The sequence below is a fragment of the Enterococcus sp. HMSC076E04 genome (genome assembly GCF_001814285.1).
Taxonomy (GTDB): Bacteria; Bacillota; Bacilli; order Lactobacillales; family Enterococcaceae; genus Enterococcus_B; species Enterococcus_B lactis.
The window spans coordinates 24,819-47,879 of the sequence record NZ_KV815599.1; the positions used below are offsets into that span (position 1 = coordinate 24,819).

Genomic DNA, 23,061 nt, shown 5'->3' on the forward strand with positions numbered 1-23,061 from the left:
GCAACAAGCAGTATACTTGTTGCCAATGTTTTTGCTTTTTACATAAAATAGCCCATAAATAAAGAGGCAATATTGAAATAAATCAGTACACTTGTCAAATCACTCAAGGTCGTGATAAATGGACCGCTTGCTACCGCTGGATCAAATCCTAGACGATCCATCAGCATCGGAATCAAACTACCTGCAAGATTCGCCACTGTTATCGCAAACAGCATGGCCATCCCTATCACAAATCCTAAGATAAAATTATGTTTCCAAAAGCCCACGATCAGAAAAATCGTAATCCCTGTAACAGCTCCTGTTACGACGCCGGTCAAGACTTCAGCCAAAACAAGTCGGACAAACCCGTGATCTTTGTCATCAGAGATTGCAAGTCGACGGACAGCCACAGCCAGCGACTGGGTTCCAGCATTACCAGCTGTTCCTGTGATCAGTGAAATGAAGACCGCTAAAATGCTCGCTTCACTTACCAAGTCTTCATAATGACTGATCAAAGAAGCAGTAGACATACCTAAAAACAACAGAGTGATTAGCCAAGGCAAACGTCGAGATGCTGCCTTTACTGGATTTTCATTGATTTCTTCCACATTGACCCCGGCAAGTCCTGAATAATCGCTGGCAGCTTCATCATCAATAACGTCAATGATGTCATCGACTGTGACGATTCCCAACAAATGATCATCATAATCGGTGACAGGAAGAGCTAAGAAGTCATAATCCCTGAATGTTTGTGCCACATCTTCTTGGTCGTCGCCTACATGAACTGAAAGCACCCGCTCGCTCATCAGATCAGAAATCATAGCATCATCATCATTCACGATTAGGTCGCGTAGAGAAATAACCCCCACTAGTTGACCTTCTTGATTAACGACATAGATGTAATAGATTGTTTCAGCAACATCTGCTTCATTCTTCAGCACATACATCGCAGAGCGAACGGTTTGATTTGCTACGATCGAAACAAATTCAGTAGTCATGATTGCACCAGCTGTTTCGTCTTCGTAATGGAGCAATTCCTTGATTTCACTGGCATCGTCTGCAGACATCAAACTTAAATATTTAGCAATTTGCTTTTTATCTAACGTATTAAGCAAATCGACAGCATTATCTGTATACATCTCAGAAAGCATATCCGCTGCATAGCTAGGACGCATCTCATCCAGATATTCTTTCATATGTTCGTTATCTTCTTCAATCACATCGAACATATCCGCTAATTCTTTAGGCGACAGATAGGAATAGATCAGCTGCCTGTTCTCTTCTGTAAGAGATTGGTAGAATTGCCCCTGCTCATAGATATGCATCTCTAAAAAACTGTTTCTGAATGCCTGAATATTATTTTCCCTTAAATCTTGAGTCAACTGGGCAAATCTTTCCTCTAATTCTTGATTTTCATCCAAACCAATCTCACCTCGCCTTATTCTTCAAACCGTCTCACAACTGCCTCCATGTCTGCGGCTAAAGGCTGCTTGAACTCTAGCAGCTCTTCTGTAAATGGGTGGTAAAAACGCAGATCATAACAATGAAGGGCTTGTCTTTTTATTCCCAGATCCATTCGTCCGCTATACATATCATCACCGAGCAGTGCACAGCCAATGGCGGAAAAATGAACTCTTATTTGATGTGTCCTTCCTGTATGCAGCTGGATATCAACTAACGCGATTTCTGTTAGTCGCTTCTCTATCCAGTACTCCGTCTGTGCAGAACGTCCTTCATTAGAGACCATTCGCTTCAGTAGCGAAGAATAATCTCGGGCAATCGGCAAATCGATATGTCCATGTGCCGATAAATTGGAAAGCATTCCACTGACTAATGCCTGATATTTTTTTACAAACTTCTTTTCACGAAGTTGCGTGTCTAATTTTGCGTGCGCAAACCCATGCTTGGCAAAAAGCATCAAGCCAGACGTATCCCGGTCTAGTCGTGTAACTACATGAATTACTTGGTTTTCGTACCCTTGTTTTTTGTAATAAGCTTTTACACGATTTGCCATTGTCCCATTTGGATGGTATTGGGCAGGAATGGACGAAACGCCTGCTGGTTTGTTTACTACCAGAACATGTTCATCTTCATACACGATATCGATCGGCGTTTCGTCCAAAAGTACGGTTTCATGTTCTCCTTCAGCAGGAATCACAATGGTTACCTTATCATCCTTGGCTAGAGAAAACAAGACATTTTCTACTTGATCATTGACTTTGATTTGACCGCCTTGAAATTTTATTTTCGCTAACAGACCTTTTGAGATCCCTTTTTCTTTTAAAAAATATTTTACCTGCTGAGAATGATCTTTCTCATAATCCCATGTAAACTGCATATTAATCCTCACCAATAAAGGCATCTTTCACGCGATGCCAAAAATGCATATGTCGATAAGAAGCAAAATGGATCCGTTCTTCTGCTATTCGATAATAAATAGAACGGATATCGGCTTTTGCGACATTCAATTGATCAACCGTTACAAGATAATCTTCTGTATTTTCCAATTTTATTTCCAACCACTCATCATGGGCAATCACGATCGGAGAACCCAAAGTACGAAACACTCGATTATTCAGCGAAGCAATCTCAGCCAATTGAAAGGCATTGATACTAGGATGGATCACTGCACCGCCGACACTTTTATTATAGGCAGTCGAACCAGTGGGTGTAGAAATCGTCAATCCATCTCCTCTGAAACTTTCAAACAATTCATTTTTAATGTATACATCGGCTACCATCGTACGATTGGCCCGTTTAATCGTTGATTCATTTAGTGCTAAAAAATGCTGATCAGGCGTTTCATCCAAATAACTGATCCGAACATCCAACAAGGGATAGCTGACACTTTGTTCCCGATTTGTTCGCAAGCTGTCTACTAGTTCTTCCAACTCGTAATCTCGCCAATCAGTATAAAACCCTAAATGACCTGTATGCACGCCTAAGAAACGCACGTCATTCAGACAATGACTGTAGTGATGAAATGCCGATAATAATGTGCCATCTCCACCAATTGAGATGACCAACTCTGGTTCATGATCATCTCGCTGGATCCCAGCTTGTTCTAATAGTGTGTTCAAGCGCTCAGCCACTTCTATGGTCTTTGCTTCTTTATTGTGAACGATCGCTACTTTCATCCCCTGCCTCCTCTCTTTCGCTTTCTTTCTTCAAAAGCGTTCGATAGTAGACATCATCTGATTTTCCTCTTCCATGGGAGAACAATCGCTGTGCTTCTTGGATTTCTTCACGGATACTAGACATCTCTTCATCCAGCTGATACGCAGCTTCTGCCGCACGCTGAAGTCGTTCGCTCATTTCTTCTGGAAAAACGCCTTGATATTTATAATTCAGTGAATGCTCGATCGTTGCCCAGAAATTCATCGCAAGGGTCCGTATTTGGATTTCCGCCAAAATTTTCTTCTCACCACTGATCAACTGTACAGGATACTCGATCACCAGATGATACGAACGGTAGCCACTTGCTTTCTTATTAGTGATGTAATCCCGTTCTTGAAGAACTTTCATGTCTTTTCTTTTACGGATAATCTCAACAACTTGATGGATATCTTCTACAAACTGACACATGATCCTTAAGCCGGCAATATCAGACATTTCTTCTTCTAAGCGTCCCATCGGAATATGACGTAACTGTGACTTTGTTACGATGCTGTCAACTGGTTTGACTCTCCCAGTGACAAATTCAATTGGAACATGACGATTTTGTTCACGAAACTGTTTACGGATTCCCCGCAGTTTCACTTTCAATTCTGATACAGTTTGTTCATATGGTGCTAAAAATGCTTCCCAATCTCGTTCCATAGCTGATACCTCTACTTCATTAACATTCATTGTTTATTCTACCATATATGCAAAGTTTTTTCGTACTCTTGATTTATGCATTGACCAAAAAAAGAAAATTAGGCAGAATAGACAAAAAGGAGTCGATCAAATGACGCAAATGCTTGAAATCGAATATAAATCTATGCTGACAAAGCAAGAGTACGAGATATTCATCGCTCACTATCAATTAACAGATAAAGATTTCCGTGTACAGACTAATATTTACTTCGATACCGTTGATGAACAGCTGAAGAAACAAAATTGTGGCCTACGAATCCGTTTCGTTGGTCATCAAGCTGAATATACATTAAAAACACCTGCTGAGGAAGGACGTCTCGAAACGACGGATACCTTTGTAACAGAAGAAGCAGAAGCATTCATCTTTCAAAAACGTTTGCCTCGCTCGGGCGCAGTTTTTCAAAAACTTTCTGATTTGAATATCGATCCTGCTTCATTGATCCAAACAGGAAAGCTTACAACAAAACGGGCTGAGTTCCCTATTGAAGAAGGACTTTTAGCTATCGATGAAAGCTGGGGAGACAATCTTCATGATTTTGAACTAGAACTAGAGGTAGGGGATGCATCTGCAGGAAAAATTGCTTTTATAAATTTTTTAAAACGTTTTTCTTTGCCTTATCGTCCTGCTAAGAATAAGATCCAACGTATGCTTGAGGCTAAAAATTAGAAACCTTTCATTTTCACAAGGCACTTGAGTTCATTTTTTTACTTTTTTCTGTTAAGTTATAGGATGTGAAAGAATCTAGTCACTAGTTGTATAGAATCTATTTTGGGGGAGATTCATATGATCGAAATCTATTTATTTGTTAATCCTTTAGGGGAATATTGTTTCGAAATGGAGCAACAGTTATTACAATTTATTGAAGAAGAGTACGGAACACCATCAAAAGAAAAGATGCAATTTCGCTTTCTTCCTTTGGTCAATTTGCAGACAATTGGGGATGTCATGCAACAAAAAGGAATTTCTCAAAACAATCTTGAGAAACGTAACCACTTATTCTCAACGACTTATTCTGCCGCATTAGACTGCAAAGCGGCTCAATTCCAAGGAAAGAAAAAAGGCCGCCGTTTTTTGATCAAACTGCAAGAAGCAGTCGGCTGCAATAACATACCATATTCTCGTGCACTTGCTGAATCGATATTTGAAGAGATTGGCGGCGATTTGAATATGTTTAAAGAAGATCGGCAATCTGACTTTGTTAAAGAAGTATTCTTTTCCGATCAAAAAATTGCTCGGGAAATGGGCATCACGAAACATCCTTCCGCAGTCGTTTACAATTACGCTTGCGATCGTGATTTTGGTGTTTTAGTAGAAGTAGAAGGCACCAGCAGCCTTTGGAGAATCAAAGAGCTGTGTAAAACAACAGATAACTCGTATCAAGTTTTTAATGGTGAACATTTACATACAAATGATTCTCAGTTCCATTCACGAACTAGCCATTTACACTTGCTTTCTAATTAAAAAAATGCGTCGACTCCCTTACAAGAGAGCCGACGTATTTTTTTCGTTTCTATTCGGAAAAATCAAAAATCTTATAAACGATCAATCAATTCTTCTAATTCGTTTAGTCGTTGTTCAAACATCGACATTGCATCTTCGATATACGCAGCCTGTGTCATATCTACTCCTGCTTTTTTCATCACTTCAACAGGATAATCACTGTTACCAGCTTTTAGATAAGCCAAATAGTTCTCTAGCGCATCTGGTTCCTGACTGAGTATTCTTTTCGCCAACGCTGAAGCAGCAGAAAAACCAGTCGAGTATTGGAAGACATAGTAATTATAGTAAAAATGCGGGATCCGTGACCATTCAAATTTGATTTCTGGATCTTCTTCGACTGCCGGACCATAATATTTTGCATTCAATTTACCATAACTATCACTTAGATATTCACTAGTCAATGGCACACCTTTTTCATCTTCCGTATGCATGAAGTGCTCGAATTCAGCAAATTGTGTCTGGCGGAAAACTGTTCCTTTAAATCCATCCAAGTAATGGTTGAGCACATAAGCCCGGACACGAGGGTCTTTTTCTGTTTCCAATAAATATTCTGTTAGGATATTTTCGTTCGTTGTCGAAGCAATTTCTGCTAAAAAGATGGAGTAGTCACCGTATACATAAGGCTGGTTCGACCGTGTGAAATAACTGTGGACACTATGTCCCATTTCGTGGACAAGCGTAAACAGCTGATCCAATGTATCATGCCAATTCAATAAAATATATGGATTTGTGTCATAGCTTCCCGAAGAATAGGCACCACTTCGTTTTCCTTTATTTTCGACAACATCGATCCAACGTTCAGAGAATGCTTTTTCTACAATAGTCATGTACTCTTCACCCATTGGCTTCAGTGCTTCCAAAGCTTTCTCTTTTGCTTCTTCATACGTAAAGGTGATTGGAGCTTCTCCTAAGACCGGTGTATAAAGATCGTACATGTGCAGTTTTTCCACTTCTAATAAACGTTTCCGTAATTCCATATATCGATGCAGCAAAGGCAAATGCTTGTTTACCACGGCTACCAAAGTGTCGTATACACTTTCAGGAATATGATTATTGCTCAAAGATGCTTCTCTGGCAGAGCTGTAATTACGAACTTTTGCTTTAAAATTATGTCCTTTTATATGCGTACTTAAAGTAGAAGCAAACGTATTTCTAAATTGTTCATAAACACTGTACAACCCTTTAAATGCGGCTTCGCGAACACTTCGATCCGTGCTTTCTAGCAACTGACCGTACACGCCATGAGATAATTGGACTTTTTCACCATTCTCTCCTTCGATCGTTGGGAAAACTAAATCTGCATTATTCAAAACAGCAAATGTATCACTTGAAGCCTCAAAGATTTCACCTGCTCCTGCAAGAAGCGATTCCTGATCGGCAGATAAAACATGGGCACGATTATCTACTATTTGCTGGATATAGTGACGATAGACTTCTAACTTCGGTTCTTCTTTGAAATATTGCCAAATCCGTTCATCTGATAACTGCAATATTTCTGGTTCAAACCAGGAAACAGCTTCACTAACCTTTGAAAACAAACTACTTGCTCTTGCATAAAGCGCTTGATATTCTGTATTCCCAGTATCTTGATCGTTTTTAAGGTGCGCATAGACATAAATGATTTCAGTTTGGCGATAAACACTCAACACAAATTCAATCGCATCAAGAAATTGAGAAGCCCCTTGATCAAGTGTTCCTTTGTATTTTTCAGATTTTTTTAACTTTTCTGATAATTCTAGATATTTCTCATCAAATTCTTGGTCGCTTGAAAAGATCTTGGTCAAGTCCCAAGTTAAATTTTCAGGCAATTCTTCGCGTTTTGGCAACTGCTTTACTTCCATGAAATCCACTCCTTTTTATATCCTTTTGTCTCGGTCTATCAAAATAGATCCTCGTCTAACATCCACATGTTACAGCGTCTGATTTTTCTACTAATCTATGTGTCTGCTTCTATCAATTTTAGCACAACTGAAACTTGTTTTACATAGAAAACCGATTCCTGTTCTATTTTTATACTTACTATATTTTCCAAGAGGATAAATGTGTGCATTCATCAAAAAATTGCCGATAGACCATCTCTTCCTCAATCATAGGGAAAAGCCACTGCATTTTATATTCTTTTACTTGGCAAAACCATGAGCTGAAATCAGGTACTTTCTGTTGTTTTAAGGATTCTTCGTACAACATTCGATAAAGAAAAACCTGTTCTCGTAAATAAAAGAAAAACCGACTGTTTTGATAGATCCACGGTGATAGATACAAAAGGTGCTTGTGACGCAAGTAGCACTGTTCTTGTATGGATACTGTATTTTTTTGTTTGTAAATCAGCTGGCGCGCCAGCCACTTCTTCCCATCCTCGCTTAACCTGTCTGTTTTCTTCCTCTGATTTATTTTGATCTCATTATTAGTAAATATTTTTTTTAGATCATTACCAGAAAAAGTCCAGCAGCTACTGAAAAAAGAAATGTGACCTGATACAGTCTCTGTAATATGATGATATAAATAAAGTTTTTGGTTCTTAAGGTCAGCTTTCCAGCAATGTACCCCCCTTTTTCTATTATAATAGCAGCAACTTTTTTCTATCAATGAAAATTGCCGCTGTCCAAGAAAAGAATGACCAAGTATCCACCATACTTGGTAACCGTTGTTCAAATAACTTTTGGTTCTTTCAACAAATCTCTGATGAGACAATCTAGAACATTGGATTTCTAATGCTAGATTAGCCAATAAAATATCTGGTCTCTGCCTCAACCTTGGCAAATAGGCTTCCAAAAATGCAGGTTCTGCTGACTGTCCCAGCCAATCCATGAAATATTCCTTTAACTGCAAGTGTTCTTCTGATTCCCCCTCACTAAAAACCGAACAGTTGTCGGTTTTTCGATGGGCAAAATGAGCACATTTTTTCTTTCCCCTTTTCAAAACCACTCTTTTCCGACAACTACGACAATAATACGTTTTCTCTTTTTCTGCATATTTAGCAGAACAGCATTCATGATATTCATTCATCGCAAGCAGCATTTTTCTCCCTCTGAACTTATTTACGTCTAACAATTTATTTACACGAAAAAGAGCCATATCGATATATGATCGATATGGCTCTTACTATAATGATGATTTATACAAAATAAAATTTCGTACGCTCGATAGCATTACGCGCCATCAGACACTTTCCATATTCATTCAATGTTTCTGGTGTACGATCGCTCTTTTCTGCAAACTCCAAAATTCGAGCAATCTGATTCTCTACATCCGCTTGGTTGAGATTCTCCATCCAGAAATGAACGACTAGGTAATAACGCTCTTCGAATAAGTACAAATCAGTCCAAGCAGACTCTAGTTCAACATCTGTTGCCAGCTGGATCACTTGCTCAAAATCTTCAAAAGCAAAAATTGCTTGTCTTTCCTGTTCTTCTAGGGCGCTTCCAGATAATTCTTCTTCCGGATCGCTACCAATAATTTGCTGACGGAGAAATTCGCTCACGTCTTCTGAATCCACAGCAGAATCTTCTGATTGAGAAACTTCTTCATCTGGCAGGTTTTTACTGATAAACAGTTCTAATCCGTCTCCTTTTGGCAAAACTTGGAAAGTGACAGCTTCGCTTCCTCGGAACTCCTCTTCGATATCAACTTCTTCCAGAATACTATAAAAGAAATTTTCGATTTCTTTGTGATTGCCAAGTAAATCCAAAAATGAAACGCCCCGTTCTTCTAAATCTTCATGACCTATCAGTACACGGATCGTATTTTCATTAATATGTTCCATTTCCATTTTGCTACACCTCACTTTGCCGCAATGTTCAATATAGATTCATTGTAGCGAAATCAGCTTAAATGTAAAGAAAAAAAATCCCGCTGTTAAGTGAATTTAATAAAACCAGCAGATTTTTCCAATCGTTCAAGCTATCTTATTTAACTATAACATTTTTGGGAGATGAATACTATATAGCCGACTTTTTAGCTAATCAATCACTTCTGTTTTTCATACCATGATCACTCTCACACCCTTTTTTGTGCCCACAATAAAGAACGCTATTTATAAAAACAAAAAAACTTGGAAAAACTATCCTCGTAATAGTTTTTCCAAGTTTCATTTTATCTTCTATAATCCAGCCATCAATTGTGCTTGACGCAATTCTAATTGTCGTACATCGCGCGGCAGGAATCGACGAATCTCGTCTTCATTAAAACCAACTTGTAGACGTTTATCATCAATCATGATTGGACGGCGAAGCAATCCAGGATTGTTTTGCACAAGTTCCAATAGTTCTTGTAACGGCAGATCATCTAAATCCATGTTCAGTTTTTGGAATACTTTGGAACGTGTCGAGATGATTTCTTCTGTTCCGTCTTCTGTCATTTGTAAAATCGCTTTTAATTCAGAACTGTTCAATGGTTCTGAAAAAATATTACGTTCAACAAATGGAATCTGATGTTCTTGCAACCACGCACGAGCCTTTCTGCAGGAAGTACAACTTGGGGAAGTATATAATGTTAACAACGTGCACCACTCCTTTTCGTGATAAGAATCACTTTTTTGTAACAGAAGATCATAATAATCTCCCATCTGTTTCTATTATACATAATCAACTTTTAAATAGCTACCTTTTTTTCATAATTTTTTTAAAAAAATGAAAGTTATCTAAGGTTAATATACAGTAAAACCAGCGTTCTTGCTTTTTTCATCATTTAAAAATTAGAGTTTTCAAATCTAATTCAAATTTTAGAAGACAATGAAACAGCAAACAAAACTGTACTATTATTTTATCTAAAAACACAAATGAAACCGATTTCTTAAGATTTTTTATGTTTTTTATTTCTTTGATAGTAATGTTTCTTGTCATTTTAGATAATATTGTTCTTTATTATAACGCTTATTTTCTCTGTTATATAAGCGCAATATTTTAAAGCAATGATTACTAGATAAAATTTACTATAAACAAATAAACTAAATAACGTTATTTTATGTTTGAATAGTTATACTGAGACTGTATTAAAAAAATAAACCTTTCGAAAATTCCTCAGAGATTGCATTAAAATAAACCAACCGAGTTACACAATAATGATTAATTTGTTCATCAAACCTATTGACGTGTTTCATGATTTTTAGTGAAAAAAACTGAAATATAAAAACCTTATTCTGTCAAGGAAACAGAAATATAGTAAGAAAAACCTTTATTTATCAGCTTTTTTAGATGATTTTTTCTGTTACAATAGTCAAGGATTTGTGAAAAAATCAATGAAAACCGAAAGGCGTGTAAAATTTTGATTAAATCAGTTGTGTTTGATGTTGATGATACAATGTATGATCAGCAGCAGCCATTTCGAAATGCGGTAAAAAGAGTCGTGCCGCTTGTTTCAGATGAAGATATGCATCCACTATATATCCGATTCCGTCATCATAGTGATGAAAACTTTCCAAAAGTAATGGCAGGAGAGTGGACGCTAGAATATATGCGAGCACATCGAATCAGCCAATCACTAAAAGATTTAGACTACCCTCACATCACAGAAGAAGAAGGTCTCCTATTTCAAAAAATTTACGAGGAAGAACTTGATAATATCTGTTTGCATGAGGAGGTCAAAAAAACACTTGACTTCTTGAAGGAAAAAAATGTCCCATTAGGAATTATCACAAATGGACCGACTGACCATCAGACAAAAAAATTAAAACAACTTCAATTGAACAATTGGATTCCTTCCCACAACATGCTGGTTTCTCAAGCAACAGGTTTCCAAAAGCCAGAAAAAGAGATTTTTCAGCTTGCTGAGAAAGAATTTTATATGCTTCCAGGAGAGACTCTATATGTTGGCGACAATTATGACAATGATGTTTTAGGTGCAAAAAGTGCCGACTGGCAAGCACTTTGGTTCAACCATCGAGAACGCAAAATCGACCAGACCCCTATTTGCGATATCGAAATTTCTTCTTTTGATCAGCTGTTAGAAACAATGAAGACAATCTTTGCTTAACGCCTATAAATAAAAACAAAAAATAATAGCAAGGAAATCGGGATAAAACAGAAACCCAGCTTCCTTGCTATTTCTTAAATCAACTAAACACCTGCTTTTTTCGAAAAATCTTCTTATCCATTACTGAACGATTGTTTCGAATCTCTTACTTCTCAATCTCTCCTACACTTAAGATCATGCGGATATCTTCTTCAGTCAGTTTTGTCAGCTGTTCTTCATTTCCTTGGATCACTTTTTGGAACAGTTCGCGTTTTTCTTGTTGGAGCGAATCCATTCGTTCTTCAATCGTTCCTTCAGAAATCATACGCCACACTTCTACCACATTTTTCTGTCCGATTCGATGCGCACGACCAGCAGCTTGTTCTTCAATTGCAGGGTTCCACCAAAGGTCATACAAGATGACCGTATCTGCTCCTGTCAAATTCAGTCCCGTTCCCCCAGCCTTTAAAGAAATCAGGAAAACATCTTTTTCGCCTGCATTAAATGCATCTACCATACTTAATCGATCTTGCGGTTTTGTACTGCCTCTTAAATAAAATGTTGAGATTCCCAGCTCGGCTAACTCTTCTTGTAAGATAGTAAGCATACCTGTAAATTGAGAAAACAGCAGAACTCTGCGTTTGTTCTCTTTGGCAGCGACTAATAGATCTTTTACTTGTTCGAGTTTGCCAGAACCGCCTTGGTAATCTTCAATAAACAGACGAGGATCGCAACAAATTTGACGCAACCTTGTCAGACCTGCTAGTATCCCGATCCGGTTTTTCTTGAATGCTTCAGAATCCATTGACGAGATTTCTTCACGCATTTGACGCAAGTAAGCTAAATAAACGGTCTTTTGTTCTTCTGTCAGTGCAGAATATAGATTCATTTCTGTTTTTTCTGGTAAGTCTTTCAACACAGTTTGTTTATCTCGCCGTAAAATGAACGGTCGGATCATTTGCGCAATTTCTTCTGCGGCAAGTTCTCTGAATTTTGTTTTGGTTGGGAAAAATCCTGGCATGATTGTTGCAAACAATGACCACAATTCTTCTAAATTATTCTCGATTGGTGTCCCACTTAATGCAAATCGCTGAGGCACAGCTAATTCTCTCAATGCTTGAGCAGTTTTCGTACTACTATTTTTGACCATTTGCGCCTCATCAAGGATCAAATAATCAATTTTTTGTGACTGGTAATCAGCTAAATCCTGTCTCAAACTGGCATAAGAGGTCACTCGAATATCTGTGTCTTTAGCCAGCAATTCTTCCCGTTCTTTTTTATTCCCATTGATTACTTGGATATTCAAAGAAGGAGCGAATTTTTTTACCTCTGCCTGCCAGTTGTAGATTAAGCTGGCCGGCGCTACGATCAAAGCAGAAAAGCTTTCCCGTTCTTCTTTTTCCGAAAGTAAAAAGGCAATCGTCTGCAGTGTTTTCCCAAGTCCCATTTCATCGGCTAAGATACCGCCAAACTGATAATGGCCTAACATCTTCAACCACCGGAACCCTTGCTTCTGATACTCTCTCATCTTTGCATTCAATCCTTTGGGAAGTTGCGCCTGATACCCTTCTGGATGAATGAGATCTTGGACCATCGTTTGAAACGATTCGCTAAAAGTAGCATTGCTTTTTTCCAATTGATTTTGAATGATCAGTCCTTGATTCTTAGGTACATGGATCGTCCCTTCTTCTGAACGTATTGACTCTCGTAATTGTTGCAATACTTGACTTGTTTGTTGGAATTCCTCTGAATCAAAAGAAAGAACCTGTCCATTTTCCAATGTATAAAAAGCATCATTTCGCAACAAGCTTTGCAGTACATGATCAATCTCTTGCTCTTCTATCCCCGATACGTCGAACCGAATATCAAGCCATGAACCAGTCTCGGTTACTTCGATTTGCGGTTGATGTTTATGCGCATCTAAATACAACTCCCGCAACTTTCTGCCAAGTCTGACTTCACCAAACTGACGGAAGACAGATAGTTCTGTACGGAAAAAGGCATATAGTTCCTCCCCGCTTGGCAATGGACGCTCATAGCCAGTTTCATTTTTCTGGTAGCGATACATCCTGAATAAATCAAGGACTCGTTTTTCTTCAGCTCTGTCACGCAGCACCTGAAAGTCCTGATTTGCCGAGACCTCATGTTTTGGATCGGTCGAATAGATGACTTCGCCATAGACGAAATCGACTCGAGCTTGGATTTTTCCTTTGGCTTTTCGAAAAAAGAAAATAAATTCGACTGGAATATCTGCTACTTCCTTTTCTACTTCAGAGGCAATCACTACGTCTCCGATCTCCGAAAGAAGAGGAATGATTTCTTTAAACAAGGCCGGTAGTTCTTTTTTCTTGAATACTACTTCTGGTTTCTCCAATCGGCGAATCAATTGTTTCCAAGTTTGATAAACTGTTTGTTGATGCTTCGTTAGAGAATAGAATACTCCCTGGATAAGCCCCCACTGATAATGCATAAAGAAAAAATCAAAATCATTCAATGCTTGCAATAAATAGTCTTCTCCCTGTTTTTCCACTTTGAATGATAAAGGCTTGTTTTGATCGGAAAATTGGATTCCTTGATCGTTTTGTTCATTTATCTGCAGATGCAAACGTGTCGTCTGATTCATCTGTTCTAGTAGGAAGCGGGCTTGTTCTACTGGGAGAAGCAGGTATCTTTTGTCTAGTTTCCCTTTGACTTGCAAGCCATTCGTGCCTAATAATTGATGCGTTTGGGCACTTCCTGCAAGATGAGCGAGTATTTTTTGATCTTCTTTTTGAAAAGCCCGTTTATCTAGACGAAACTGATACTGCTTATTGACTGTGTAGGTTTCTTTTTCTGTGTAAGCCTGTAAAAAATCATAGATGTTTTTTACGATATATGTTTTTTTCGGCGATGCCAAAGAACCGATACGTAAGTAAAGCGCCAAAATAGAAAGCTCTGGATGATACTGATTTGTCTCAATCGTTTCTACTTGGTATTCAATAATCAAGGGTTGCACCGCTTGAGGATTTTTTTGTGTTTTTAGACGAGAAAAACCTTTTGCAATGATTTCTCCTTCACTTGTTGTTTTTACCGGTTCTAACATCGGCTGGTCTTTTTTCATGATACGAGATAGATTTTTCGACCGTAAGTAAAGTTCCACAGCAACTGTATGCTTACAATATTTATGTTCCTCCCAATATGGACATTGGCAGTAATCTATCTCTTTTGCTGTCCCATCCAAATCAACCATATACAATTCACTGCCCAAGACTTCTGCATGCCACACGTTTTCTTCTTGGTCAGGGACAACCGATAACACTCGGCCTTCTTGCAAGTATTGATGCCCACGTGCAATGACTTTTTCCGGAATACTCCATTTCATAGTTACCAATCTCCCTTTTTATCCAAGTTGATAGCGTATTTTGCTTTGTCCGCTACCTTCTGTATCAATTCTTATTTGCTGTAATACTCGTTCTTTCAATTCTCTTACATGACTAATGATCCCGATCATTCTTCCTTCACTTTCAATCGTTTCTAAAGCTTCCATCGCCATTTCCAAAGCTTCTTCATCTAATGACCCAAAACCTTCATCAATAAACAATGCATCGATTGCTACCCCACCAGCTTGTGTCTGAATCACATCCGCAAGGGCTAATGCTAAAGAAAGTGCTGCAATAAAACTTTCACCGCCAGACAGCGTATGCGCGCTTCGAGACATGCCTGCCTGATCATCATAGATATTGATTTCTAATCCGGTTTTCCCTCGATAACTGCCGATCGTATCCGCTAGTTCAAACTGATAACGATTTTTCGTTAAACGTTGGAGATGATCATTTGCTACTTGTAACACTTCTTGTAGATAAACTTGAAGCACATACCGTTCTAAACTAGTCTTCTTAGGATTTTCTCCGTTGAATGTTTGCGAAAGCTGCTGTAATTGCGTAAGTTCATCTAATTGCGTCTGGCTTGTGTGATAAATCGAAAGACATTCATCGTAGATTTTCTGGTTATTGATTTTTTGTTCTTGTAAACTGTATATCTTTTCTTGCTTTGTTTCGATCATCTCTCTTATCTCTTCCAATTGCTGGCTGATCTCTTCTGTATCTGGAACTATCTCCGTCAGCTGGATATTTTCTAATTGACGTAGTCGGTCAGCTGTCACTAATTGTGCTTCATGATAAGTAGTGATTATGCGCTGGTTCTCTTCGTATTGTGCTTGCTGTTGTGCGAATGCACAGACTTCCTCAGTTGTTGAAAAATACGATTGGCTTTCCAGCTTTTCAGCTATTCTTTGCTGTTCTTTTTCTATTTTTTCATCTATTTTTTCTATTTGTTCCTGTTGAAGATCAAGTTGTGTCCGAAGCATATGCAGATCTTGCAACAATTGCATTCCTGCTTTCTGCTCAGCAGCGAGTTGGTTTGAGTCTTCTTCTAACTGTTTTTCAAGTTGTCGTATCTCTTCTTCTAAACAGTTGCTATCCGTATCTTGTAATTGTTTTTCTAAACTTTTGATTTCGCCTTGCAGTTGTTGAAGCTGATTATTTTTTGCTGTCTGTTGCTGCTTGTAGACAGCTAATTGCTGCTCAAGCTTTTCTACTTGTTGGCTTATTTCTTCCAGTTCTGCTCTTGCATTGGCTATCTTGCTTTTTCGTTTATCTAAAGATTGTTCGATTACTGTAAGAGCAGTTGTTGTTTTTTGTTCTGTTATCGCAGGAAATGCCTGTTGCAAAGCCTGTTGTAAGTGTTTTTCTTGTCCATCTAGTTGTATATTCGTTTCCATGATTTTTTGTTCTAAATCAGATAATTGCTGTTGAAGATTATTTTCATATGCTTCATTTTTGGCAATGATTTGCTGGGTTCTTTCTACAGCTGACTCAGCTTCTGCCAGTTGTTGCTCTACTTTTAAGATATCTTCCTTATTTGGCTGTTCATGTTTTGATTGTTGTACGGGATGTTCTGTCGACCCACAAACCAGACATGGTTCCCCCGGACGCAAAAAAAGCTGAAGACGAGCAATTTGCTGCTTTGCCCATTGGCTTTTCAGCTGTTCTGCTTGTTCTATCTGTTGTTTCAATCGCTGATTATTTTTTGTTGTTTCTTCGGCTGCTTTTTTGAGTTCTTCTCTTATCTGTTCGAGTGATTCGATACTTTTTGTTTTTTGTTGTTCTATTTCCTGCTGTTTTTCATCTAGATGTTTTAACTGTCCAAAAGCAAGACGATCTTCCTGCAGTTTTTCCTGATCCAATAAGATTTCTTGAAGAATTCGAGTTCTTTCCTGATAAATAGCCTGTTTTTGATGTAGCTTTTCGGCGTTCATTTCTTCTTTATCTAATGAATGTTTTAATTGTTCTGCTTCTTGTTTTTTACTACGCAAGGCTTCGACAATCGGTACCATCATCTGTTTGTTTTGCAATTGTTGAGCAGCTTCTTTGATTTTTGTTTGCCGATGTATGCGGTCTGTTTCATTTTTTTGCCACTCTTCATAATACTGCGTAGTCATCGCTAGTTTCTTTGTTTGTTCACTGCTTTTTTGTGACAGTTCTATTTTTTCAGCTTTTATTTCTTTCAGGTGCTGGATTGGTTCAATTAAGCGTTGTGTAAATTCATAATACCCAATCCATCGTTTCTTTTCCTCTATTTCGTCTTTTTGAGCGGCTAATTTCTTTTGCTTATTTAGTAATGTCGCTTTTTCTTCATAGCTTTTTTTCAAGGTTTCAAAACGATAGTAGGAATTTTCTAATTGTTTCTGTTTCTCCTGATAGTCTGCTAAAACTTCTTTTTCTTCAGTGATTTGTTTTTCTAGTATGGCCTGATGGTTTGTCCATTGGGAAAGAACGGCTTCAAACCCTGCTGCTGCTTCCTCTTCTTTGACTAAAACAAATCTTTTTTGCAAAAGATGAAGTTCTTGCTCTAAATGATCTAGTTTTTGTTGCTGTTGCTTTGCTTTTTCCTTTAATCGCTCATTAAACTGTTGGAAAAGCTGAGTACCGAACAAATGACGTAAAACAGTCTCTTTCTCACTGCTTGATGAAACCAAAAAATTACGGAATTCTCCTTGGGGCAGTAAAACGATTTGGGAAAACTGTTTCGCATCGAGATTCATCAGTTCTCTGATCAACTGGTCTGCTTCTGTACGTTTTGTGATTTGTTTTATTTCTTTTCCTTTCCCATCAAAAATGGTCAACGTTACTTTAGCTGCCTGTTTTTTTGTTCCGTTTCCTTTTCGTTTCGCTAAAACTTGTTCTGGTTTTCGTTCGATTTCATAGTTCATCTGCTGATGTTCAAAAGAAAAAGTCACGCTTGTTTCTTCTTCTGGTGTAGCAAACAAGGAACGCATCTCTTTTCCAGAACGAAGTCTTCCGGAAGTTTCACCAAAAAGTGCGAAAGTGATCCCATCAAAAATCGTCGTTTTTCCTGCTCCAGTCTTCCCGCTGATCAAAAAAAGCGGTGCTTCTGTCAATCGTGAAAAATCAACGGTCTCATTGATAAAAGGACCAAAATTTTTAAGTTTTAATTTTTTCGGTTTCATTCTTGATCATTCCATTTCCATGATTTCTTGCAACGTTTCTCCGAGCCATTTTTCTTGGTTTGCCGTTAGCTGTTCTTCCGTCATTTCACTAAAAAATGCTTCTGCTAATTTTTGAGGATCTTTCATTTCTAGTACTTTTCGTTTGCGCTTTGTTTGTTCTGCTCGGCCGTTTGCCCGTTCAATCCCCAAAATACGTGGATATATTTGCCGAAGCTGGTTCATCATATTCGGGATGATCGTTCTGTCCGTGAGATAGATATGGATATAATTCTCCCGATTGACGGACTGATAGAAGGCAGGATCCAACAATTCTTTAAAACTTGCTGTTATTTCTTCAATATCATGCAGTGGTTCGATCTCCCTAAAATTCAACTCTAGGTCTGTTGCCAGATCAACGATCCATACGCCTTTTTTCTGGTTGATCTCAGATAGAGAAAATTTCAACGGCGAGCCACTGTAGCGAGCATTATCTTGCCTTAAAGCAGCTTGATTATGCAAATGTCCTAGTGCTACATAATCAAACGGTGCAAGCAGTTCGCCTGGGATCGAATCCAGACCCCCTACTTCGATTTTCGTTTCCGAATCAGATTTTACACTTCCCATTACAAAAAAATGGCTAATCAATACGTGTTTTTTCCCTGAATCGAACAGCTCTTCCATTTTATCTATCACTTTTGCTACCGCTTGCTGGATCGTGCGGATACTGTCATCTTCAAAATATAATCTGGCTGCAATTGGTTCAAAGTAAGGAAGAAAGAAAAATTGTATGTTGTTAAACTCGACTGGTTCGAAAGCTTCTGCTAGCTGCGTTCGCAAAAAATAGTTCGAATAACTGAACCATGGCGTACCAGCTGAAAGTCGCGTACTGCTATCGTGATTTCCTGATATAGCAAAAATTGGGATTCTTTCCTTTAAATTCCAATCAACCATCAATTCATTGTATAATGCTACGGCATCGACAGCCGGCACACTCCTATCATATAAGTCTCCTGCAATCACGATTGCCTCTACTTTTTCTTCTTTCGCGATATTCAGTATAGAAGATAATACATGACGTTGGTCTTCAATCAAGTCATAACCTTGTAGTTTTTTTCCGATATGCCAATCGGCTGTATGTAAAAAACGCATCCAATCACCCCAAAAAATGTCCTTCTAATCATTATAACACTTTGATCCATTACATGACACCCGTCTTCTATTTTGCACGTTGGAAAGCAAAAAGAGGGCAGACTTGACGTCTCTCCCTCGTTTTTCATCGAAAAGTCTGAACAGAACAGGAGATTCAAAAAGACCGCCCACTCCTAAACTTATCACTTTATTTTTTTTTGATTTCATATTTGAAATCTGGGTTCACTTCTTTGTCCAATTTATCAAAAGCCGCTTGTGTTCGTCGTTCGATCTCCGCCATTCCTTCTTTATCCGTTTTCTTGATATCTGATAGGTCGATTGGTTCACCGAAACGCACTGTCACTCTCTTACGCTTGAACAAATCCCCAAGTGTCAGCGGACCTTGGTATACGGCTGGCACGATTTTCGCTTTAGACATTCTGGAAATCAACGCCATCCCGCCTTTAAGTTCTGTAGCATGCCTTGTCCCACTGGGGAACATGATTAAACTCAAATTTGTCGATTTTAAAATCTTTACAGGTGTTTTAATGACACTTGGTCCTGGATTCTCTCTTTTAACTGGAAAAGCATTGGATCGAGTTAATATAAATCGCAGAACCGGATTTTTGAACAGTTCTTCTTTTGCCATAAAGCTGAATTCCTTCGGTGCTGCAGCTACCGCTAGATATAATGGGTCCCACCAAGTACGATGGGGGGCAACTAGTATGTAATTCTCATCTTGCGGTAATACTTCTTTATTCTCATAACGGGCATTTCCATTGACTAAAGCTAATAGTACTCGAACTACCCCTCGCATAAATCGATAAAACATAGTCTCTTCCTTTCCCTTCTTATGGTCATAGTATGCATAAAAAACAGAGGTTTGACAAGCCACCTTGGTTCTTTTTAATAAAAATAGTATAATACAAACGACTATTTTTTTCATTTTGGAGGGAATCCATGCTTCACGAAGACGAACGAATCGACCAATTATACGCAGAAGATATCAAAATTATCCAAAGTTCCCAAGTATTTTCTTTTTCTTTAGATGCTGTGCTACTTGCTCATTTCTCTCGTGTGCCTAAAAAAGGACAGATTGTTGACCTTTGCGCAGGTAATGGTGCAGTTGGCCTGTTTTTAAGCAAACGAACTCAAGCAGCTATTGATGCTATCGAACTTCAGCCTCGCCTAGCAGACATGGCAAGACGCAGCATCGCGCTGAACCATCTAGATGAACAGATGACAGTCCACACCATCGATCTGAAAGACAGCTTATCCGTCGTTCGGCATAATTCTTGTGACTTAGTCGTCTGCAATCCACCTTATTTCAAAGGGCTGCCAACAAATAAAACGAACCCTAATAAACACCTAGCAATCGCCCGTCATGAAATCCATACAACATTAGAAGAAGTGATCGACAATTCAAGTAAGTTACTAAAAACAAATGGGCGTTTCGCTATGGTCCATCGACCTGAACGATTCTTAGAGATCATCCAAATTATGCAAAATCATCGGATTGCACCTAAACGGATCCAATTTGTTTACCCAAAAGCTGGAAAAGAGGCAAATATTTTGTTAGTTGAAGGAATCAAAGATGGTAAATTAGATGGATTCAAAGTCGCTCCGCCATTGATCACTTACGATGCAGACGGGGAATACACAGCAGAGATTCATGAGATGCTCTATGGCAAATAAACATTATTTTTACGTATTATTCTGTAAAGATCAGACATTTTACGGTGGGTACACAACAGACCTTTCTAGGAGACTAGGGGAACATAACAATGGTACTGGCGCTAAATATACACGTCTTCAAAAAAGAAGACCTGTTAAGATGATCCATGCAGAAGTATTTTCTTCAAGAAGCGAAGCAACAAAAGCAGAAGCTGCATTCAAAAAACTCACCCGAAAACAAAAAGAACATTATTTGAAGACACACTCAACCGTTTTGCTTCCTGAAAATAGATAACTGTTAAAAACACGATAAAAAAACTTCAGGCAAAAACAACTGTTTTTGCCTGAAGTTTTTTGTAGCTATTATTCTGATACGTTTGTCTCGCTGCTGTTCGTACTTGAACTTCCTCCTAGCAAGGCTTCACTGACTAAGTGAATGTAATGTGTCATCCCTTCAGGATTTGGATGGACTTGATCATCATAAAACCAGTCACTATGGTCATTACTGTAGCTATACCAATCAATCAGCGTCATATTGTCGTATTTTTTCGTCATCTGTTCAAGCATCGCATTCACGTCATTTTGCCAACGTTTCGTCGGTACTCGGACATTGACCCAGTATACTTTTCGATCACCGATTGCATCCATCACGCTATCAAACTGAGCTTCAGAGAATGAGCCATTCGTTCCTAATCCAATTAGAACAGTGTCTTTCAATAAATCTTGTTCCTTTAATTTTTCAATATACGGTACACTGGCGTATAATTGTCGCCCCACATCGCCATCTACCACTACTTTTGGATAAAGCTCTTGTAGATCAGTTGCAGCATCTAGCATAACTGAATCACCAAATGCCGTTAGCTCTAATTTTTGTGCCTTGTTTCCTTGGGCCTTAGACAACTCGTACTTATCAAGAATCGCTTGGTCAACTGAACTAGTGGTATTTTCTGAATTGTTTCTGGTTTCTTCTGCTAATTTTTTACTTTCAGCGATCTTTGCCTGCAATTGTTTTTGATCGGCCGTTACAGCATTTTTCGGTGCCGTAACGAAACCAACGAATGCAATTGCTACAAGTAATGTGCCTGGAACGACCCATGGTTTGCTCTTACTGATGATCGGTTTGCTGAACCATCCTTTCATCACTTGGAATGTACGACCATAGTCAAAACGTGCTAGCGGACGTTCCACATATCGATAAGAAAGTTCACTGATGATTAAAATCAATGTAATTTCCACTAAAGTATGGAACAGAACATGATCAGCAATATCAGTCACTTTTGCTTCATAAAAAATCATAACTGGAAACTGATACAGATAAATCCCGTAGCTTCGTTTGCCAATCCAAGTAAATACTGGATTTGTCAGCCAACGATTCAAGCTTGCTCCAGGATGTGCTGTCACTGCAACTAGTACTACGCATAACAGACTCACTAGGAGCATCCCTCCATAATAGATGAAATTGTAATGATCATCTAAAAAGAAGAAGCAAAGAATCAGTGCCAGCAGTGAGATTCCTCCAGCGATATTCAGGATACTTTTTGCTTGTTTCGGGATGTTTTTCTTCAAACGAGTACTTGGCCAAACAAAAGCGAGCGCACTTCCCAACCATATAGAAAACAGCCGGGTGTCCGTTCCATAATAAACACGGGTTGGATCGCCCCCTGGTGTATACAAAATCATCATCAAGATCGCAGAGAGGAAAGATGTACCTAACACGGTATAAAAGATCCATTTTCTTTTACGAACAAATACCATCAACAATACAAACAAGATTGGCCAAACCAAATAGTTTTGACCTTCTACCGCTAAAGACCAGATATGTGTAAACGGTGATTCATTAGCAAATCGGTCGAAATAAGATAAACCGTTATTGATTTGCCACCAATTGTTGACATACAGTAAGCTGCTGACGACAACTCCTCGAAGATTATTCAACAATCCTCGCTGGAACAAGGTGATATAAGCCGAAGCTGTAACAAGCATAAAAACGAGTGCCGGATAGAGTCTCTTCATTCTTCTGACATAAAATTGCCAAATATTGATTTTTCCATTTTGTTCCCATTCCTGCCTTAGCAGATCCGTGATCAGATAACCAGATACGACGAAAAAAATCGGAACGCCCAAATAGCCGCCTTTCATACTAGTTGGCAGAAGGTGATAGAAGATAACACCAACCACAGCTAATGAACGGAGCCCATCAAACCCAGTGATGTAGCGGCTGTTTTTTAACCTTTTTTGTTTTTCCATTCAATATTCCAACTTTTCATAAACTTTTTTCATTCGTAATATACGGGTATTAAGTGAAAATAGCAAGTAGAATCGTGTCCTTTCTCTACTATTTTTTTCTATCATCCCATAAATTTTAAAAAATAAACATGCTTTTTTTCAACTTTAAGAAAATTTCAAATAAAAAAGTAGTTTCTATTTGCTGACCCGTCCTTTGGTAGAAAAAAACTGCAGACAAACGAATGTCTGTCTACAGTAG

18 protein-coding genes are annotated in these 23,061 nt (G+C 38.5%); 5 read left to right on the top strand and 13 right to left on the bottom strand.

Annotated features, from left to right (window positions below):
- Positions 1-38: 38 nt before the first annotated feature.
- The 4 genes from mgtE to HMPREF2961_RS07470 are packed head-to-tail and all read right to left on the bottom strand — an operon-like array spanning position 39 to position 3,798.
- On the bottom strand, positions 39-1,400 hold the full coding sequence (mgtE, locus tag HMPREF2961_RS07455) for a magnesium transporter (protein WP_002315660.1): 1,362 nt from the start codon (positions 1,398-1,400) through the stop codon (positions 39-41).
- Between the two features lie 17 nt (positions 1,401-1,417).
- Complete coding sequence (locus HMPREF2961_RS07460) at positions 1,418-2,317, bottom strand: RluA family pseudouridine synthase (RefSeq protein ID WP_002315659.1); 900 nt, start codon at positions 2,315-2,317, stop codon at positions 1,418-1,420.
- Position 2,318: 1 nt separating this feature from the next.
- A complete protein-coding gene (locus HMPREF2961_RS07465; protein WP_002315658.1) occupies positions 2,319-3,116 on the bottom strand; it encodes an NAD kinase in 798 nt (265 codons plus the stop codon).
- On the bottom strand, positions 3,091-3,798 hold the full coding sequence (locus HMPREF2961_RS07470; RefSeq protein ID WP_002309982.1) for a GTP diphosphokinase: 708 nt from the start codon (positions 3,796-3,798) through the stop codon (positions 3,091-3,093). The genes HMPREF2961_RS07465 and HMPREF2961_RS07470 overlap by 26 nt, the downstream gene beginning before the upstream one ends.
- 130 nt (positions 3,799-3,928) lie before the next feature.
- On the opposite strand from HMPREF2961_RS07470, the gene HMPREF2961_RS07475 reads away from it, so the two are divergent.
- Both HMPREF2961_RS07475 and HMPREF2961_RS07480 read left to right on the top strand, forming a co-directional pair.
- On the top strand, positions 3,929-4,504 hold the full coding sequence (locus HMPREF2961_RS07475) for a CYTH domain-containing protein (protein WP_002315657.1): 576 nt from the start codon (positions 3,929-3,931) through the stop codon (positions 4,502-4,504).
- A 117-nt stretch (positions 4,505-4,621) separates the two neighbouring features.
- Positions 4,622-5,299 (top strand): ClpXP adapter SpxH family protein, encoded by a 678-nt coding sequence (locus HMPREF2961_RS07480; RefSeq protein ID WP_002315656.1) that lies wholly within the window; start codon positions 4,622-4,624, stop codon positions 5,297-5,299.
- A gap of 71 nt (positions 5,300-5,370) precedes the next feature.
- On the opposite strand, the gene pepF is transcribed toward HMPREF2961_RS07480, so the two are convergent.
- From pepF to spxA, 4 genes are all read right to left on the bottom strand, one after another.
- Positions 5,371-7,179, bottom strand: coding sequence for an oligoendopeptidase F (gene pepF, locus HMPREF2961_RS07485; RefSeq protein ID WP_002315655.1), 1,809 nt, complete (start codon positions 7,177-7,179; stop codon positions 5,371-5,373).
- Positions 7,180-7,357: 178 nt separating this feature from the next.
- Entirely contained in the window at positions 7,358-8,356 is a 999-nt protein-coding gene (locus HMPREF2961_RS07490) for a competence protein CoiA (protein ID WP_025477307.1), read from the bottom strand.
- A gap of 97 nt (positions 8,357-8,453) precedes the next feature.
- The gene (locus tag HMPREF2961_RS07495; protein WP_002315653.1) at positions 8,454-9,107 is read right to left on the bottom strand and encodes an adaptor protein MecA; all 654 of its coding nucleotides are present in this window, start codon (positions 9,105-9,107) and stop codon (positions 8,454-8,456) included.
- A gap of 330 nt (positions 9,108-9,437) precedes the next feature.
- Positions 9,438-9,836, bottom strand: a complete 399-nt coding sequence (gene spxA / locus HMPREF2961_RS07500) for a transcriptional regulator SpxA (protein ID WP_002296384.1) — start codon at positions 9,834-9,836, stop codon at positions 9,438-9,440.
- Positions 9,837-10,600: 764 nt separating this feature from the next.
- Here spxA and HMPREF2961_RS07505 point away from each other — a divergent pair.
- Entirely contained in the window at positions 10,601-11,308 is a 708-nt protein-coding gene (locus HMPREF2961_RS07505; protein ID WP_002315652.1) for an HAD family hydrolase, read from the top strand.
- A 145-nt stretch (positions 11,309-11,453) separates the two neighbouring features.
- Here HMPREF2961_RS07505 and HMPREF2961_RS07510 read toward each other — a convergent pair whose 3' ends face one another.
- The 4 genes from HMPREF2961_RS07510 to HMPREF2961_RS07525 form a co-directional block, all read right to left on the bottom strand.
- Positions 11,454-14,648: a DEAD/DEAH box helicase gene (locus HMPREF2961_RS07510; protein WP_070704448.1), complete on the bottom strand. Its 3,195-nt coding sequence runs from the start codon at positions 14,646-14,648 to the stop codon at positions 11,454-11,456.
- 18 nt (positions 14,649-14,666) lie between these two features.
- Positions 14,667-17,795, bottom strand: coding sequence for an SbcC/MukB-like Walker B domain-containing protein (locus tag HMPREF2961_RS07515; RefSeq protein WP_070704451.1), 3,129 nt, complete (start codon positions 17,793-17,795; stop codon positions 14,667-14,669).
- Positions 17,796-17,801: 6 nt separating this feature from the next.
- Positions 17,802-18,923, bottom strand: coding sequence for an exonuclease SbcCD subunit D (locus tag HMPREF2961_RS07520; protein ID WP_002315649.1), 1,122 nt, complete (start codon positions 18,921-18,923; stop codon positions 17,802-17,804).
- A 187-nt stretch (positions 18,924-19,110) separates the two neighbouring features.
- A complete protein-coding gene (locus HMPREF2961_RS07525) occupies positions 19,111-19,734 on the bottom strand; it encodes a lysophospholipid acyltransferase family protein (protein WP_002309961.1) in 624 nt (207 codons plus the stop codon).
- A 128-nt stretch (positions 19,735-19,862) separates the two neighbouring features.
- On the opposite strand from HMPREF2961_RS07525, the gene HMPREF2961_RS07530 reads away from it, so the two are divergent.
- Together HMPREF2961_RS07530 and HMPREF2961_RS07535 are read left to right on the top strand one after the other, a co-directional pair.
- On the top strand, positions 19,863-20,597 hold the full coding sequence (locus HMPREF2961_RS07530; RefSeq protein ID WP_002315648.1) for a tRNA1(Val) (adenine(37)-N6)-methyltransferase: 735 nt from the start codon (positions 19,863-19,865) through the stop codon (positions 20,595-20,597).
- Positions 20,587-20,871, top strand: a complete 285-nt coding sequence (locus HMPREF2961_RS07535) for a GIY-YIG nuclease family protein (RefSeq protein WP_002309959.1) — start codon at positions 20,587-20,589, stop codon at positions 20,869-20,871. Before HMPREF2961_RS07530 ends, HMPREF2961_RS07535 begins: the two co-directional genes overlap by 11 nt.
- Before the next feature lie 68 nt (positions 20,872-20,939).
- Here HMPREF2961_RS07535 and HMPREF2961_RS07540 read toward each other — a convergent pair whose 3' ends face one another.
- Positions 20,940-22,823 carry an acyltransferase family protein gene (locus HMPREF2961_RS07540; protein WP_002314148.1) on the bottom strand — a complete coding sequence of 628 codons (1,884 nt, stop codon included), beginning with the start codon at positions 22,821-22,823 and terminating at the stop codon, positions 20,940-20,942.
- Between the last annotated feature and the right edge of the window lie 238 nt (positions 22,824-23,061).

Bases quoted from the DNA above. Each gene is read 5' to 3' on its own strand.
- HMPREF2961_RS07460 (WP_002315659.1), bottom strand. From the start codon at position 2,317: ATGCAGTTTACATGGGATTATGAGAAAGATCATTCTCAGCAGGTAAAA.
- HMPREF2961_RS07465 (WP_002315658.1), bottom strand. From the start codon at position 3,116: ATGAAAGTAGCGATCGTTCACAATAAAGAAGCAAAGACCATAGAAGTG.
- HMPREF2961_RS07470 (WP_002309982.1), bottom strand. From the start codon at position 3,798: ATGGAACGAGATTGGGAAGCATTTTTAGCACCATATGAACAAACTGTA.
- HMPREF2961_RS07475 (WP_002315657.1), top strand. From the start codon at position 3,929: ATGACGCAAATGCTTGAAATCGAATATAAATCTATGCTGACAAAGCAA.
- HMPREF2961_RS07480 (WP_002315656.1), top strand. From the start codon at position 4,622: ATGATCGAAATCTATTTATTTGTTAATCCTTTAGGGGAATATTGTTTC.
- pepF (WP_002315655.1), bottom strand. From the start codon at position 7,179: ATGGAAGTAAAGCAGTTGCCAAAACGCGAAGAATTGCCTGAAAATTTA.
- HMPREF2961_RS07490 (WP_025477307.1), bottom strand. From the start codon at position 8,356: ATGCTGCTTGCGATGAATGAATATCATGAATGCTGTTCTGCTAAATAT.
- HMPREF2961_RS07495 (WP_002315653.1), bottom strand. From the start codon at position 9,107: ATGGAAATGGAACATATTAATGAAAATACGATCCGTGTACTGATAGGT.
- HMPREF2961_RS07510 (WP_070704448.1), bottom strand. From the start codon at position 14,648: ATGAAATGGAGTATTCCGGAAAAAGTCATTGCACGTGGGCATCAATAC.
- HMPREF2961_RS07515 (WP_070704451.1), bottom strand. From the start codon at position 17,795: ATGAAACCGAAAAAATTAAAACTTAAAAATTTTGGTCCTTTTATCAAT.
- HMPREF2961_RS07520 (WP_002315649.1), bottom strand. From the start codon at position 18,923: ATGCGTTTTTTACATACAGCCGATTGGCATATCGGAAAAAAACTACAA.
- HMPREF2961_RS07525 (WP_002309961.1), bottom strand. From the start codon at position 19,734: ATGTTTTATCGATTTATGCGAGGGGTAGTTCGAGTACTATTAGCTTTA.
- HMPREF2961_RS07530 (WP_002315648.1), top strand. From the start codon at position 19,863: ATGCTTCACGAAGACGAACGAATCGACCAATTATACGCAGAAGATATC.
- HMPREF2961_RS07535 (WP_002309959.1), top strand. From the start codon at position 20,587: ATGGCAAATAAACATTATTTTTACGTATTATTCTGTAAAGATCAGACA.
- HMPREF2961_RS07540 (WP_002314148.1), bottom strand. From the start codon at position 22,823: ATGGAAAAACAAAAAAGGTTAAAAAACAGCCGCTACATCACTGGGTTT.